Below are 15,350 nucleotides of genomic sequence, written 5' to 3' on the forward strand. Positions count from 1 at the left end.
CGCCGACCATTTTTTATAATTTAATTATAATCGAATAGCTTATTGGTAAACTATGAAGTTTTCGATGCGCCCATAGCTCAGCTGGATAGAGCAACGCCCTTCTAAGGCGTCGGTCGAAGGTTCGAATCCTTCTGGGTGCGCCATTTGAAAACATGTAAATATAGCGGTGATTGTAGCTCAGTTGGTAGAGCCCCGGATTGTGATTCCGGTTGTCGTGGGTTCGAGCCCCATCAGTCACCCCATTTACAAGAATATCGGCGATTAGCGCAGTTTGGTAGCGCACTTGGTTTGGGTCCAAGGGGTCGCAGGTTCAAATCCTGCATCGCCGACCACTTTCTCAAAGTGGTTTTAAACGCTCTGTTTAATTGTTCAGTATGAAAAAAGAAGCTTAGCCTTCAATGTCGGCGATTAGCGCAGTTTGGTAGCGCACTTGGTTTGGGTCCAAGGGGTCGCAGGTTCAAATCCTGCATCGCCGACCATTTTCTTATTTATAACTCCTCAGTATTTTTTTAAAATCTATTTTCCTATTGCAATAAATAAAACTCAATTAAACAACTGAAAATAACAGTTAGCCTGTTTTTTACTCGGTTAGGTGCTGTAGTACCCAATCTATCCCAAATAATTGCCCCCCATACTCGACTATCATAAATATTAGGTTATAATGCCGCGTCTATTGTTTAACATAGTGCCCTAAGGGCAAAGCAGCAATGGTATCTCATGGTAGCGACGGATGCTTTTAAGTGTGAAAAATCGCTTAAACTTTATCAAGACTCATGCAGATCACTTTGTTTGTAAGGAAGGCGAACAGTCGCCAAAATTGAATATTGAGGTAAATCATGCAAGTTTCTGTTGAGACGACCCAAGGCCTTGAGCGCCGTATAACTATCACCGTTCCTGCAGAGAACGTTGAGACCGAAGTAAAAAAACGCCTACAACAACTGTCAAAAACACAGCGTATAGATGGTTTCCGTGCTGGTAAGGTACCTGTATCTGTAATTAACAAGCGTTTTGGCGCTGCAGTTCGTCAAGAAGTTGCTGGCGAAGTAATGCAACGTAACTACATTGAAGCAATCGTTGCTGAAAAAATTAACCCTGCTGGCGCGCCTTCATTCGCTCCTAAATCACTTGAAGCAGGTAAAGATTTAGAATTCTCAGCTACATTTGAAGTTTACCCTGAAGTTGAAGTTCAAGGTTTAGACAAAATTGCTGTTGAAAAACCAGCGGTAACAGTAACTGACGAAGATTTAGCTAACATGCTAGAAACTCTTCGTAAGCAACACGCAGAATGGGCTGAAGTTGATACAGCTGCTGGCGAAAGTGACCGTGTAACAGTTGATTTCGTAGGTACTATCGACGGTGAAGTATTTGAAGGCGGTAAAGCTGATGACTTCCCATTAGAGCTTGGTCAAGGTCGTATGATCCCAGGTTTTGAAGATAACATCGTTGGTAAGAAAGCAGGCGAAGAAGTTGTTGCAGATGTAACATTCCCTGAAGATTACCATGCTGAAAACCTTAAAGGTAAAGCAGCTCAATTCACTATCACAGTGAAAAAAGTAGAAGCGCAAGAGCTTCCTGAATTAAGCGAAGAGTTTGCAACTAAATTCGGTGTTACCGAAGGCGGCGTAGACGCGCTTAAAGAAGAAGTTAAAAAGAACATGACGCGTGAACTTGACCAAGCGGTTAAAGCTAACGTTAAAGACCAAGCAATCAAAGGTCTTTTAGAAAACAACGAAATTGAAGTGCCAAAAGCACTTGTTGATCAAGAAGTTGACGCATTGCGTCAGCAAGCAGCTCAACGTTTTGGCGGCGACGCTAAAAACATGCCTGAGCTTCCAGCTGAATTGTTCCATGAGCAAGCTGTAACACGCGTTAAAACTGGTCTTTTATTAGGCGAAGTAATCAAAGCTAACGACATTAAAGTTGATGATGCTAAAGTTGAAGCATTAATTGCAACAGTGGCTTCTGCATACGAAGATCCAACTGAAGTAGTAGAATACTACAAAGCAAATGATCAACTTATGCAACAAATGCGTAATGTTGCAATGGAAGAGCAAGCTGTTGAAGCTATTTTAGCTAAAGCAAATGTTTCAGACGTTGAAAAAGCATTTGATGACATCATGAATCCGCAGCAAGGTGCTTAATAAGTCATTGACTTAAGCTCTCGCTAACGATTAAATGGCTCGTGTTACACTGTTTAAACAGCGTGCCCGGGCCATTTTTAGTTTTTGGCTCTTAATTTGCGAAAAACGATAACTATGCTTCCTTATAATAAGGATAAGTATAAGCGCATAAGGAATTAAATAAGTATGAATACTGGTATTACAGATCCCCTAAATGCATTGGTCCCTATGGTTGTTGAGCAAACACCAAAAGGTGAGCGCTCGTATGATATTTATTCGCGACTTTTAAAAGAGCGTATTATTTTTTTAACAGGCCAAGTTGAAGACAACATGGCAAACCTAATTTTAGCGCAAATGCTATTTTTAGAATCAGAGAACCCTGATAAAGATATTTTCTTATACATAAATTCACCGGGTGGCTCAGTAACTGCTGGTATGGCAATTTACGACACAATGAACTTTATCAAACCTGATGTGAGTACTATTTGTGTAGGACAAGCAGCGAGCATGGGGGCATTTTTGCTTACCGCTGGTGCTAAAGGTAAACGTTTTTGCTTACCTAACTCACGTGTAATGATCCACCAACCTTTAGGTGGTTTCCAAGGTCAGGCGTCTGACTTTGAAATACACGCCAAAGAAATACTATCTATTAAAGATAAGCTAAATCGCTTAATGGCAGAACACACGGGTCAGCCGTTAGATGTGATTTCAAAAGATACTGATCGTGACAACTTCATGAGCGCTTCAGAAGCTGTAGAGTATGGCTTAGTTGACTCAGTATTTGCAAATCGCGATAAAAAGTAAGCGCTTGGTGAGCAGGGGACCTGTTAATCACTTTTAGTTACTATGCGAAAAACAATAAATTTTGTTATAGTTAAGCGTATTGAAATAGCCACCATAAACCTTGGTGGCCAACGTAATAAGATGAGGTAGCTGAATGTCTGACACTCCTACAGACGGCGACAAAAGTAATAAATTGTTATACTGCTCTTTTTGTGGCAAAAGCCAGCACGAAGTACGCAAATTAATTGCAGGCCCTTCAGTATACGTTTGTGATGAATGTGTAGAGTTGTGTAACGATATTATCAGGGAAGAGATCAAAGATATTGCTCCTAAGCATGACTCGTCTGATAAACTACCTGTTCCAAAAGAAATTCGAAAACACCTAGACGACTACGTTATCGGCCAAGACCATGCGAAAAAAGTATTGTCTGTTGCTGTTTACAACCATTACAAACGTCTTCGTAATCAATCAACCAAGCAAGATATTGAGCTTAGCAAAAGTAATATTTTGCTAATAGGTCCGACTGGTAGTGGTAAAACATTATTAGCAGAGACGCTGGCTCGTTTACTTGACGTACCGTTTACAATGGCTGATGCAACGACACTTACCGAAGCCGGTTACGTGGGCGAGGATGTAGAAAATATCATCCAAAAACTATTGCAAAAATGCGACTACGATGTGGAAAAAGCACAGCGTGGCATTGTATACATTGATGAAATAGACAAAATTTCTCGCAAATCAGATAACCCATCAATCACGCGCGATGTGTCGGGTGAAGGTGTGCAACAAGCATTACTTAAGCTGATTGAGGGTACGATTGCTTCTGTGCCTCCTCAAGGTGGACGCAAACACCCACAGCAAGAATTTTTACAAGTAGATACGTCTAAAATCTTGTTTATTTGTGGTGGTGCGTTTTCAGGGCTTGATAAAGTCATTGAGCAACGTAGCCATAAAAATACTGGCATTGGTTTTGGCGTTAGTGTTAAAGAGTCTGCAGAAACGCGTTCTTTAAGCGAGACGTTTAAAGACGTAGAGCCTGAAGATTTAGTAAAGTACGGTTTAATACCTGAATTTATTGGCCGTTTACCTGTAGTTGCTACACTCACAGAGTTAGATGAAGCTGCACTCGTACAGATTCTAAGTGAGCCTAAAAACGCGATTACTAAACAGTTCTCAGTGTTATTTGGTATGGAAGATGTAGAGCTTGAGTTCCGTGATGATGCTTTATCTGCTATCGCTCACAAAGCGATGGTTCGTAAAACCGGTGCACGTGGTCTTCGCTCTATCGTAGAAGGTATTTTACTAGATACCATGTACGAACTTCCATCTATGGATGATGTCAGCAAAGTAGTTATTGACGAAACGGTAATTAAAGGTGAGTCTGATCCAATCTTGATATATGAAAATAATAATCAAGATAAAGCAGCATCTGAATAGTTTTTAAGCTATTTGCATTAAAAAGGAGCCTAGGGCTCCTTTTTTTATAATTAATTTAAACGAGTCGGGGAAAATTGTTGAACTTTAATGTGGTTATCCCCATATACTTGAGTAATCTTTTAAATAAATGAAGTGCGAAGAGAAATATAATGACGCTTGAGAGAACCGACCAAGTCGAAATCCCAGTGCTAGCACTGCGCGATGTTGTGGTGTATCCACACATGGTGATCCCGCTTTTTGTAGGCCGTGAAAAATCAATAAAATGCCTTGAAGCGGCAATGGATAAAGACAAACAAATTTTCTTGGTTGCACAAAAAGATGCAACTGTAGACGAACCAGAGCAAGATGATATTTATCGCATTGGTACTATTGCAACTGTACTTCAATTATTAAAACTCCCTGACGGAACAGTAAAAGTATTGGTAGAAGGCACACAGCGCGCTGAAATCAAAGACTTCGTTGATAACGACGAGTTTTTTGTTGCCGATGCTCAATTTATTGAATCAGATTTAATTGATGAACAAGAGCAAGATGTATTTATTCGAAGCGCAATTAGCCAATTTGAAGGCTATGTAAAGCTCAATAAAAAAATTCCACCAGAAGTGCTCACTTCGGTATCAGGTATTGATGAACCAGCGCGACTTGCAGACACAATGGCTGCGCATATGCCGTTAAAAGTGCCTGAAAAACAAAAAGTGTTAGAAATTTCAAGCGTGACTGAGCGCTTAGAATACCTAATGGCCCTGATGGAAGGTGAAATCGACTTATTGCAGGTTGAGAAGAAGATCCGTACCCGCGTTAAAAAGCAGATGGAAAAATCTCAGCGCGAGTATTACCTCAACGAGCAGATGAAAGCCATTCAAAAAGAGCTTGGTGAACTTGATGATGTTCCTGATGAGTTTGAAGCGCTCAAAAAGCGTATTGAAGAATCGGGTATGTCATCAGAAGCACAAGAAAAAGCCACGACAGAACTTAATAAACTTAAGATGATGTCGCCAATGTCCGCTGAGGCAACGGTTGTACGTTCTTACATCGACACATTAATTAACGTGCCATGGAAAAAACGTTCAAAAGTTAAAAAAGATTTGGCTGGTGCACAAAAAATATTAGACAGCGAACACCATGGTCTTGATAAAGTAAAAGAACGTATTTTAGAGTACCTAGCGGTACAACAGCGTACTAACAAGCTTAAAGGTCCAATTTTGTGCCTTGTAGGACCTCCAGGTGTCGGTAAAACATCACTTGGTCAGTCGATTGCCCGTTCTACTGGCCGTAAGTATATTCGTATGGCGTTAGGCGGTGTTCGTGATGAAGCCGAAATCCGAGGCCATCGTAGAACGTATATTGGTTCTATGCCAGGTAAGCTAATTCAAAACATGACAAAAGTAGGGGTCAAAAACCCACTATTTTTATTAGATGAAATCGACAAAATGTCTTCAGATATGCGTGGCGACCCAGCTTCAGCATTGTTAGAAGTACTGGATCCTGAGCAAAACAGCCATTTTGCCGATCATTATCTTGAAGTAGATTTTGATTTATCGGATGTTATGTTTGTCGCTACTTCGAATAGTTTTAACATCCCTGGTCCTCTTTTAGACCGTATGGAAGTTATTCGTTTGTCAGGATATACAGAAGACGAAAAGCTTAATATTGCAAAAGAGCACCTGATCACTAAGCAAGTAAAGCGCAACGGCTTAAAAGACAACGAGATTGAAATAGACGATAGTGCAATTATCGGCATTATTCGCTATTACACACGTGAAGCGGGTGTCCGTAATCTAGAGCGAGAAATTTCTAAGTTGTGCCGTAAAGCTGTTAAAAATATTCTGATTGAAAAAGACACTAAAACGGTGACTATTAATCAAGATAATTTAGAAGAGTACTTAGGCGTTCAACGTTTTGACTATGGTAAAGCAGAAGACGGTGATCGTATTGGTCAAGTTACAGGTCTTGCATGGACTGAGGTTGGTGGTGATTTACTGACAATCGAATGTGCAGCCGTGCCAGGAAAAGGTAAATTGACCTACACCGGTTCACTTGGCGATGTAATGCAAGAGTCGATTCAAGCAGCAATGACCGTTGTGCGTAATCGTGCTGATACTTTTCGCATCAACAGTGATTTTTATGAAAAGCGTGACATTCATGTTCACGTTCCTGAAGGTGCAACACCAAAAGATGGCCCAAGTGCTGGTGCAGCCATGGTGACTGGTCTGGTATCGAGTTTAACAGGTAACCCAGTTAAAGCTGATGTTGCTATGACTGGCGAAATAACGCTTCGTGGTGAAGTTCTGCCTATTGGTGGCTTAAAAGAGAAGTTACTAGCTGCGCACCGTGGTGGAATAAAAACCGTTATTATTCCAAAAATTAACGAACGTGACTTAAAAGAGATCCCAGATAACGTACTGGCAGGTCTTGATATTCACCCAGTGACATGGATTGATGAGGTGTTAAAACTTGCTTTGGTACATCCTGTTGAGAGTTTTTCAGTCGAAACAGAGAAAAAGCAGTAAAAAACGTAAAAAAAGTGCTTTTTAGGGCTTTTCAAATCTAAACGGTATGATAAGTTAAGCACTGGTTTTCAAGCCTAGGCCTTATGTGGCCTAGGCTCAAGAAAAATATAATCATGTGAGCATTACAAGTTTGCTCTAAAATTTTCAAAAAAGTGATGTTAGTTTAAAAAACCATCGCTCTTGATAATAACAATGAAAGAGGATGATATTGTGAATAAATCTCAATTAATCGATCAAATCGCAGCTGATGCTGACATTTCTAAAGCGGCTGCAGGTCGTGCACTTGATTCATTCATCGAATCTGTATCTGGCGCGCTTAAAGATGGCGACTCAGTTGCACTTGTTGGTTTTGGTACTTTCTCAGTACGTGAACGTGCTGCACGAGCTGGCCGTAACCCACAAACTGGTGAAACTATTCAAATCGCTGCTGCAAATATTCCAGCTTTCAAAGCCGGTAAAGCGCTTAAAGACGCAGTAAACTAATCAATAGTTTAAACAGATTAGTTATGGCGAAAGTAAAGTTACTTAATCAGCCTAACAGTTGAATTGAGTAACTTTACCGCTAGTTACTTCAAGTGAAAAAGCGTATCTGGTAAGATACGCTTTTTTTACATGTGACAAGGTATTGAGCCTTGATCAAAAAGAGATAAACAAATGCTTGAGAAAATCAGAGAAGGTTCGCAAGGACCTGTAGCCAAAATAATTTTAGGCGCGGTGATTTTATCTTTTGCTTTAGCAGGGATCGGTAGTTACCTAGGTCAAACCACGGAACAACCTGTTGCTGAAGTAAACGGAGTTAAAATTAGCCAAACGGAATTTAACCGCGCGTACCAAAACGAACGTAATCGTTTAGAGCAACAATTTGGTGAGTACTTTACACAAATTGCTGCAGATCCAAATTATATGGCACAAATTCGTCAAGGTGTAATTGACCGCTTAGTACAACAAGAATTGCAATCACAGTTAGCGGCAGAATTAGGCCTTCGCGTAAGCGATGATACAGTTCGTAAAACAATTTTAGAATTGCCTTACTTCCAACTTGGCGATAAATTTAATAACGATCGTTATTTACAAGTAATTCGTCAAATGAACTTCCAACCAGATACTTTTCGTGAATACCTTCGCGAAGATATGACGCGCAGTCAGTTAGTATCAGCAGTTGCAGGCACAGACTTTGCGCTTGAAAGCGAGCTTAAAAGTGCTATTGCTCTTCAACAACAAACTCGTAGCATTGATTACTTAGTAATTAATAAAGAGTCACTTGCAGATAATGTCGAAGTATCAGAGCAAGAAGTTTCAGATTACTATGATCTAAATGCATCGCAGTTTTTATCACCAGAACTTATCTCGGTGAACTATGTCGAATTGAAAGCTGAAAATATTGTTGTTGGTTCAGTGACTGAAGAAGATGTGAAAGCGTCTTATGAGCAAAATAAGGCGCAATATGTTGAGCCTGAAAAACGCCGTGTGTCACACATATTAATAGATAATAGTGAAGACGATGATGCAGCTAAAGCTAAAGTCGATGCGCTTTATGCTGAGCTTCAACAAGGTGCAGACTTTGCTGAACTCGCAGAGTCTTCATCTGATGATATCGTTAGCGCAGAGATGGGCGGTGACATTGATTGGATTGAACGTGATGTAATGGATCCTGCATTTGAAGATGCAGCATTTTCACTTGAAGCGAAAGGTGATTTTTCAGAAGTGGTTGCGTCAGAGTTCGGTTATCACATCATTAAACTGACTGATATTCAGCCACAACAAGTTAAACCATTTGATGATGTAAAAGCGGACTTACGTGCTGAATTAGAGCGTGCTGAAAAAATTGATGCGTTTTACGATAAGCAAACCGAAATGGGTGCAATCGCGTTTGAAATTTCAGATCGTTTAGATGATGCAGCAGAAGTTGCTGAACTAGAAGTTCAGTCAACCCCTCTTTTAGCATTGAACGCTTTACCTGAGCCGTTAAATACACCGGCTGTTATTACTGCACTAACATCTGTTGACTTACTTGAAGACAGAGTTAACTCTGAAGTTATTGAGTTGGGCGATGAGCACATTGTTATCGTGCGTATTAACGAGCATCAGCCAGCGTCAACCAAACCTTTAAGTGATGTAAGTGAACAGATTAAAACACGCTTGGTAAATGACAAGACCTCTGAGCTTGCCAAAGATAAAGCGCGTAGTTTGTTTGCTGAAATTCAAGCAGGTAAAAGTTTGAATGATATTGCAACTGAGCAAGACTTAACGCTTCGTCAAGAGTCACAACTAAATCGTCAAAGTTTTGCTGTGTCGCCTGCGATTGTTACTCAGGCATTTAAAATGGCTCACCCAGCAGACACTGCAGTGATAGATGTTGTTGACTTAAATAACGGTGATGCAGCGATTGTTGCACTTAACTCAGTGACAGATGCTACAGTAACCGCTGATATTGACCCACAAGCTAAACAAAGCATTACAATGGCTCAAGCAAACAAAAACTATATGGTTTTCATAGAGTCGCTTAAAGCTAAAGCTGAACTTAATTTACCAGTAGTTGAACAAGCTGCTGAATAAGTTAATTTTGGTTATTAAAAAAGGCGCCTCTGAGCGCCTTTTTTATTGCTTTAAATTCGGGTGTGCTTATACCACTGCGTCATAATACTAATCATTTTAGGGCGCTAGATAGGCCTTGCAATAAATTCAATACGGTTACCGCTAGGCTCTCTTATCATCATGTGCTGCGCAGGGCCTTTACCCAAATTCTCTGGTGCAAATTCTATAGTAATATTATTTTGCATTTTTAAGTGCTTATGCAGCTTGCTTAACTTTTCAATACTCTCAACACTGAGTGCTAAATGGTGCAGGCCCACATTTTTTGCTCGATTAAACTCTACACGTTTTTCATTATTCTTAATTCGCCACAATGTAATGGTTGTTTTTTTATTAGATAAAAAGTACGCAGGATAAGTTGGATCATTTCCCAGCACTTTAAAACCAAGCACATCACTAAAAAACGCTTTAGATGAATTTAAATCTGAAACAGTTAAACCTAAATGATCAATTCCGCCAACCCAGTTTTTAACTTTGTTAGAGGGCTCGGCAATAGCAGAGGCTGATAAAATCAGTAGGGGAGTAATACTAAGTAGTGTGTGTTTGAGCATGGAGTGGCCTTGTTAAAAAGTAAAAGTTAATAACAAGACCTTCTAAAATGCACTTACATAACAAAAAATTGCATTAACAGCTTAATAGACGCTGCGTTATTTTTGACTGAGGGTTATTAAATACATTTTCTGTTAAACCATACTCAACCACCTCGCCTTTATCTAGCACTATGACTTGATCACTAATATGGCGTACTAAACTAAGGTGATGGGTGATCATGACATAAGTTAAACCCGTTTCACGTTGTAACTTGAGTAATAAATTTACTATTTGGGCTCGTATAGATGGGTCTAAAGACGATACGGCTTCATCGAGTACCATCACCTTAGGATCTAAAATAAGCGCCCTGGCAAAAGCCACACGTTGTAATTGTCCAACACTGAACATATGTGGATAGTAATGTTGGTGATCGACTAGCAATCCAACTTTAGAGAGTGTTGTATTTATTTTTTCTGAGCGCTCTTCTTCATCAAAGTCCGTATTGTATTGCAAGCAATCATCAAGCATGTCGCCAATAGTTAAACCTGGGTTTAACGACGCCCCTGAGTCTTGAAAAATCATTCTAATGTGACGACATTGGTTATCACGAATACCGTTATCTTCTATTACATTGCCTTCAAGTAATATTTGCCCAGTGTTTGCGTTATCGGCACCGGCAAGTAACTTAGCTAACGTACTTTTCCCCGAGCCTGTTTCACCAATTACGGCAATGGTTTCACCTTTACCAATACAAAAAGAAATGTTTTTTAGCACTTCAAATTTTTTGCGTTTAAATAAACCCGCTCGCACATCAAATGTTTTAGATAGCGCTTGTACTTTAAGAGTAGGCTGCATTACTTCACCTCCTTTATAAGCGGAAAGTGACAAGCGTAGCTGTGCCCACTGTGTTTAGTGAGGACAGGTGTAACTACACAATCTTTTTGTGCTTGTGGGCAACGTGGCCCAAGTCGGCAACCAATTGGTAAATGTTGTAAAGTAGGAATAGTACCTTTAAGCGCATAAAACGGTTCTTTATGAGCCAAGCCCTGCTCGTAATCTGGCAAGCTTTTCAAAAGTGCTTGTGTGTATGGATGGCGAGGTTGCTTAAATATTTTATGAGTTGGACCTGCTTCAACCATTTGCCCGCAATATAAAACATGAATCCCATGAGACCAATCAGCAATCTCTTCAAGCTCGTGTGAAATCATTAAAATAGACATATTCTTGAGTTGATTAAGGCTTTTTAATAACCTAAACACTTGCGCACGGGTAGTACTCTCAAGTGCTGTAGTCGGCTCATCAGCAATCAATAGCTTAGGTGTTCGGGCAATTGCCATTGCAATCATTACCTTTTGGCACACACCTTCTGAGAGCTCATGAGGGTAGCTGTCTAGTACCGCTTCATGGTTTTTGATACCAACTTTATGGATAAGTGCTTTAACGCGGTCTTTTCGTTCGCGATTTCGTTTTAAAAAGAACCCCTTGCGAGCGACTTCAGGTAAGGTTTCAGCAATTTGATTAAAAATTTTCGCTGTAGGGTCAAGGCAACGGCTAGGATCTTGATAGATCATTGCAATATCTTTGCTAACCGTTTGTCTGCGTTGCTCCGGAGTGAGGCGCATTAGGTCAACACCACGCCAGTGAATTCTATCAGCGGTTATATTCCAGCGTTCGTTTAATACACCAACGATTGCTTTTGCGATTAGGCTTTTACCTGAGCCTGACTCACCTACAAGCGCATGCACTTCACCTTCTTTTAAGCTAAAGCTGACCCTGTCAACTGCTCTTATAACTGTTTCTGAAGTGCGCAGTTCAATGGTTAAATTTCTAACATCTAATAATTGCATTTAATCGGCCTTGCGCTCTTTTAGCACTTGTCTAAGTCCATCGCCTACTAAATTGGTCGATAATACCGCTAAAAATAATAATACGCCTGGTAAGGCAACCGTCCAAGGTGCTAAATAAATTAGGCCAAGGTTTTCTGCCAATATGGCACCCCATTCAGTGGTTGGGGGTTGTGCGCCTAACTTTAAAAAACCCAACGCAGAAATATCTAGTATGGCCGTAGACAGTGCCATAGTAAAAATAACCACTATGTGTTCATAAATATTAGGAAAAATACCGCGCGATATAATATGCCAATTTGAAGCGCCGTCGAGCTTAAACGCCGTAATGTAATCTTTGCTTAGCTCTTCTACTATTAGGTTTCTAATCGAGTGAATAAACTGCGGTAGTAAGGCTAAAATAATAGCCCATACTGTATTCATCAAGCCCGGGCCTAATACTGCAATAATGATAATAGCCAATAATAAAGACGGTATTGAAAGAGTGATATCAAGTAAGTGGTTTAAAAAGCTTGAACGCATACCTCGACTAATGCCAGCAAATGTGCCGACTAATACACCAATTATGGTGGTCAATAATGCAGCGACGACCGATAAACCAAATGTATAGGTTGCGCCGTTCATTAAACGCGACAACACATCGCGTCCTAAATCATCAGTGCCTAAAATAAAACGCACATCGCCCATTTCTCGCCACGAGGGTGGAATAAGTAGCGCATCACTGTGCTGCTGGTTTACCCCATAAGGCGCTAAAAATGGTGCGCTGGCAGCGAGTAAGGCAAATGCCAAAAACACCCATAAACCAACAAGGGCAGGGTGGTTGTTTTTAAATTTTCGCCAAAATCGCGCCAGTGGCGATTTATTCGACTCTTCAGAAAATACCTTAAACTTTGCCATGGGCTTGGTTCCGTGAGAGTGGGTCGAATAAACTATAAAGAAGTTCGGTTGTTATAGTGGCTAAAATAACAAATAAGGATACAGCCATTAGGCCTCCCTGAATTGCAGGAAAGTCGCGCTGGTAAATACTGTCTATCAACCAGCGGCCAATACCAGGCCACGAAAAAATAACTTCGGTGATCATAGCAAGTGTTATTAGTGTACTGAATTGCAAGCCAATTTTTTTAATTACCGGTAAAAGCGCATTGCGCAGTGCATGATGCATGATTAATTGGCGTCTGTTTAATCCCTTCGCGCGTGCTGTTTTAATAAAATTCTGATCCATTATTTTCAACATTGATTCGCGGGTAAATCTTACAAGCACGGTGGTTGGGTATGTGGCAAGCACAATTGTGGGCAGTGTTAAGTGGTGTAATGCATCTACAAATGCCATTCCTTTATACGGAAAGCCGGCAAGCATGATATCAATGAGCATAAACCCGCTGGCTGCTGGAATTTCATAAAGAAGCCCCATTCTACCCGACATAGGAAACCACCCCAATTTGAGCGAAAAAATCATAATTAGTAATAAAGCTAACCAGAATACAGGCATAGAATAGCCCACAATAGTGGTTGAATTAATAAGCTTATCTGGCCAGCGATTGTAATACGCTGAGCCTATAATACCTGCAGGCACGCCAACAAATATAGACACAATAAGTGCATACACACTAAGCTCTAATGTGGCTGGTAATAAATCAAGGATATGTGAAAAAACATTGTCGCCAGAGGCAAACGATAATCCCCAATCACCCTGAAAAACTCGCCCTAAAAAGGCGAGGTATTGCATAAAATAATTACTGTTATAAAAGTATTTATCTTCTAATTGCGTATTTTGAGAAAAATTATTACTCGGAACGCCACTTAAATTACTTAATGGATCACCAGGGAATAAGTACGCCAACGAAAATGTAAAAATGCTGAGCATGAGCAACATAAAAAGTAATAAACCAAGACGGCGTAAAATATAATCGAGGATCATTACTTTTTCCTCGCATTGGCTAACGAAATAGCCCCAAATGGGCCAAGCTCTATGCCGTCTACATCGGCACTGCTTGCTTGAAACCGTAACCCATGAGCAATGGGCAACAAGGGTAATTCATCCATGATAAGCGACTGCACATCTGCGTAGTATTTTTTTCGCATATTTAAGTCTGTCGTATCGAGTGCTTGCGCCAGTAATAGATCAAATTTAGGGTTGCACCAATTGGCTGGGTTTTTGCCACTAAATGTTGCTGAGCAGCTTAATAACGGGCTAAAGAAGTTATCGGGGTCTGGCGTATCTGCTGCCCAGCCGAGGAGCACGCTATCGTGTCTGTGCTCTCCAATTCGCTGAATAAACGTATTCCACTCGTATTCTACAATACTGACGTTAACACCTACTTTGCGTAAGTCACTTTGCATTAATTCAGCCATTTTACGTGCATTGGGGTTATAAATACGACTCACTGGCATGGCCCAAATATTCATATCAAACCCATCAGAAAAGCCGGCTTCAGCGAGTAGCTTTTTAGCAAGGTCAGGGTCAAATGATGGCATACTTGTTTGAGCGTTAAAAGCCCATGAGGTTGGTGGTAACATCGATTCGGCACGTGTTCCATTACCGTAATATACCGCTTGCATTATTTTATCTGTATCAATTGCATGTGCAAGCGCCTTGCGAACTCGAATGTCGTCAAAAGGTGGGCGTTCTGTGTTAAAAGCCCAGTATCCAACATTGAGGTTGGTTTCTTTTTCAATATTAATATCTTCACGCTGAGCTAAAATACTCAACTGAGCACTACTAGGATGAGCGGCTAAGTCGCACTCTTTAGTAAGGAGTTTTGCGATTCGGGCTGTGCCATTAGGGGTAATGTCGTAAACGAGTTGTTCAAGGGCAACGTCGTGTTTCCAATAATCGGGGTTACGGTAAAAGCGGACTAAATTATCACGGCGATATTCACGATAAATATAAGGACCAGTGCCTACAGGGTATTGATCAAAAAATTCTTCTTGCTCTGCAGCTTTACGTTTCATTGCATACTCGGCCGATAAAACAACCGCAAAGTCAGTGGCCATGTTAGCTAAAAAACTACTTTCAGCATTAAATAATTCAAATCTAACTTGGTGGTCAGACACGCGAACAATTTTACGAATAAGCTGATCAACGCCTACACTTTGAAAATAAGGGTAACTGGCATCACCCACAAAATGATAAGGGTTGTACACATCAAATAAGCGGCTAAAGGTAAAAATTACGTCATCGGCGTTAAAAGTCCGGCTAGGTGTAAAGTACGCGGTGGTATGAAATGGTACGTCTTTGCGAAGCGTAAAGGTGACCGATTTACCATCTTTACTTACTTTCCAATCTGTTGCGAGTTCGCTCTGAAACTCAGCAGTAACCGGATCAATACTTATTAAGCGGTCATAAAGCTGATTGGCAATAATATCAATAGTTGAGCCTGTGGTTGTCACTTGTGGGTTAAACGACACAGGGTTTGCCTCGGCGCAATAGACCAAGCCTTGGTTTTTTTCTTCAATAACGCGTTCTTCACTATCTAAGCAGCCAACTAAAGTGCCTGCTAGTAAAGCAAGTAAAAATTTATGCACACGCATA

At 40.6% G+C, this 15,350-nt stretch carries 12 protein-coding genes and 4 tRNA genes; 10 read left to right on the top strand and 6 right to left on the bottom strand.

The window, feature by feature from the left end:
- The first annotated feature begins 66 nt into the window (after positions 1-66).
- From P20480_RS16500 to P20480_RS16455, 10 genes are all read left to right on the top strand, one after another.
- Positions 67-143 (top strand) — tRNA-Arg (locus P20480_RS16500).
- A 23-nt stretch (positions 144-166) separates the two neighbouring features.
- Positions 167-242: transfer RNA gene (locus P20480_RS16495), tRNA-His, on the top strand.
- Between the two features lie 13 nt (positions 243-255).
- A tRNA-Pro gene (locus tag P20480_RS16490) sits at positions 256-332 on the top strand.
- Between the two features lie 70 nt (positions 333-402).
- Positions 403-479 (top strand) — tRNA-Pro (locus tag P20480_RS16485).
- 357 nt (positions 480-836) lie between these two features.
- On the top strand, positions 837-2,141 hold the full coding sequence (gene tig / locus P20480_RS16480; protein WP_008126620.1) for a trigger factor: 1,305 nt from the start codon (positions 837-839) through the stop codon (positions 2,139-2,141).
- A 165-nt stretch (positions 2,142-2,306) separates the two neighbouring features.
- On the top strand, positions 2,307-2,924 hold the full coding sequence (clpP, locus tag P20480_RS16475) for an ATP-dependent Clp endopeptidase proteolytic subunit ClpP (RefSeq protein ID WP_008126622.1): 618 nt from the start codon (positions 2,307-2,309) through the stop codon (positions 2,922-2,924).
- Between the two features lie 133 nt (positions 2,925-3,057).
- Positions 3,058-4,341: an ATP-dependent protease ATP-binding subunit ClpX gene (gene clpX / locus P20480_RS16470; protein WP_006794855.1), complete on the top strand. Its 1,284-nt coding sequence runs from the start codon at positions 3,058-3,060 to the stop codon at positions 4,339-4,341.
- A gap of 149 nt (positions 4,342-4,490) precedes the next feature.
- Positions 4,491-6,851 carry an endopeptidase La gene (gene lon, locus P20480_RS16465; protein ID WP_008126626.1) on the top strand — a complete coding sequence of 787 codons (2,361 nt, stop codon included), beginning with the start codon at positions 4,491-4,493 and terminating at the stop codon, positions 6,849-6,851.
- A 186-nt stretch (positions 6,852-7,037) separates the two neighbouring features.
- A complete protein-coding gene (locus P20480_RS16460) occupies positions 7,038-7,334 on the top strand; it encodes an HU family DNA-binding protein (protein WP_286364811.1) in 297 nt (98 codons plus the stop codon).
- A gap of 171 nt (positions 7,335-7,505) precedes the next feature.
- Positions 7,506-9,407 (top strand): SurA N-terminal domain-containing protein, encoded by a 1,902-nt coding sequence (locus tag P20480_RS16455; protein WP_008126628.1) that lies wholly within the window; start codon positions 7,506-7,508, stop codon positions 9,405-9,407.
- Between the two features lie 104 nt (positions 9,408-9,511).
- Here P20480_RS16455 and P20480_RS16450 read toward each other — a convergent pair whose 3' ends face one another.
- The 6 genes from P20480_RS16450 to P20480_RS16425 all read right to left on the bottom strand — a co-directional run bounded on the left by P20480_RS16450 (position 9,512) and on the right by P20480_RS16425 (position 15,343).
- Positions 9,512-9,994 carry a VOC family protein gene (locus P20480_RS16450; RefSeq protein WP_008126630.1) on the bottom strand — a complete coding sequence of 161 codons (483 nt, stop codon included), beginning with the start codon at positions 9,992-9,994 and terminating at the stop codon, positions 9,512-9,514.
- 73 nt (positions 9,995-10,067) lie between these two features.
- Entirely contained in the window at positions 10,068-10,829 is a 762-nt protein-coding gene (locus P20480_RS16445; protein ID WP_008126631.1) for an ATP-binding cassette domain-containing protein, read from the bottom strand.
- A complete protein-coding gene (locus tag P20480_RS16440; protein ID WP_006793653.1) occupies positions 10,829-11,821 on the bottom strand; it encodes a peptide ABC transporter ATP-binding protein in 993 nt (330 codons plus the stop codon). The genes P20480_RS16445 and P20480_RS16440 overlap by 1 nt, the downstream gene beginning before the upstream one ends.
- Entirely contained in the window at positions 11,822-12,715 is an 894-nt protein-coding gene (locus tag P20480_RS16435) for an ABC transporter permease subunit (RefSeq protein WP_006793652.1), read from the bottom strand.
- Positions 12,702-13,736, bottom strand: coding sequence for an ABC transporter permease (locus P20480_RS16430; RefSeq protein WP_008126634.1), 1,035 nt, complete (start codon positions 13,734-13,736; stop codon positions 12,702-12,704). The genes P20480_RS16435 and P20480_RS16430 overlap by 14 nt, the downstream gene beginning before the upstream one ends.
- Entirely contained in the window at positions 13,736-15,343 is a 1,608-nt protein-coding gene (locus tag P20480_RS16425; protein ID WP_008126635.1) for an ABC transporter substrate-binding protein, read from the bottom strand. The genes P20480_RS16430 and P20480_RS16425 overlap by 1 nt, the downstream gene beginning before the upstream one ends.
- Between the last annotated feature and the right edge of the window lie 7 nt (positions 15,344-15,350).

The sequence above is a fragment of the Pseudoalteromonas sp. BSi20480 genome (assembly GCF_000241365.1).
Lineage (GTDB): Bacteria > Pseudomonadota > Gammaproteobacteria > Enterobacterales > Alteromonadaceae > Pseudoalteromonas > Pseudoalteromonas marina.

Coding starts and splice junctions, on each gene's coding strand:
- P20480_RS16430 (WP_008126634.1), bottom strand. CDS start 13,736: ATGATCCTCGATTATATTTTACGCCGTCTTGGTTTATTACTTTTTATG.
- lon (WP_008126626.1), top strand. CDS start 4,491: ATGACGCTTGAGAGAACCGACCAAGTCGAAATCCCAGTGCTAGCACTG.
- P20480_RS16450 (WP_008126630.1), bottom strand. CDS start 9,994: ATGCTCAAACACACACTACTTAGTATTACTCCCCTACTGATTTTATCA.
- clpP (WP_008126622.1), top strand. CDS start 2,307: ATGAATACTGGTATTACAGATCCCCTAAATGCATTGGTCCCTATGGTT.
- P20480_RS16435 (WP_006793652.1), bottom strand. CDS start 12,715: ATGGCAAAGTTTAAGGTATTTTCTGAAGAGTCGAATAAATCGCCACTG.
- P20480_RS16440 (WP_006793653.1), bottom strand. CDS start 11,821: ATGCAATTATTAGATGTTAGAAATTTAACCATTGAACTGCGCACTTCA.
- clpX (WP_006794855.1), top strand. CDS start 3,058: ATGTCTGACACTCCTACAGACGGCGACAAAAGTAATAAATTGTTATAC.
- P20480_RS16455 (WP_008126628.1), top strand. CDS start 7,506: ATGCTTGAGAAAATCAGAGAAGGTTCGCAAGGACCTGTAGCCAAAATA.
- tig (WP_008126620.1), top strand. CDS start 837: ATGCAAGTTTCTGTTGAGACGACCCAAGGCCTTGAGCGCCGTATAACT.
- P20480_RS16445 (WP_008126631.1), bottom strand. CDS start 10,829: ATGCAGCCTACTCTTAAAGTACAAGCGCTATCTAAAACATTTGATGTG.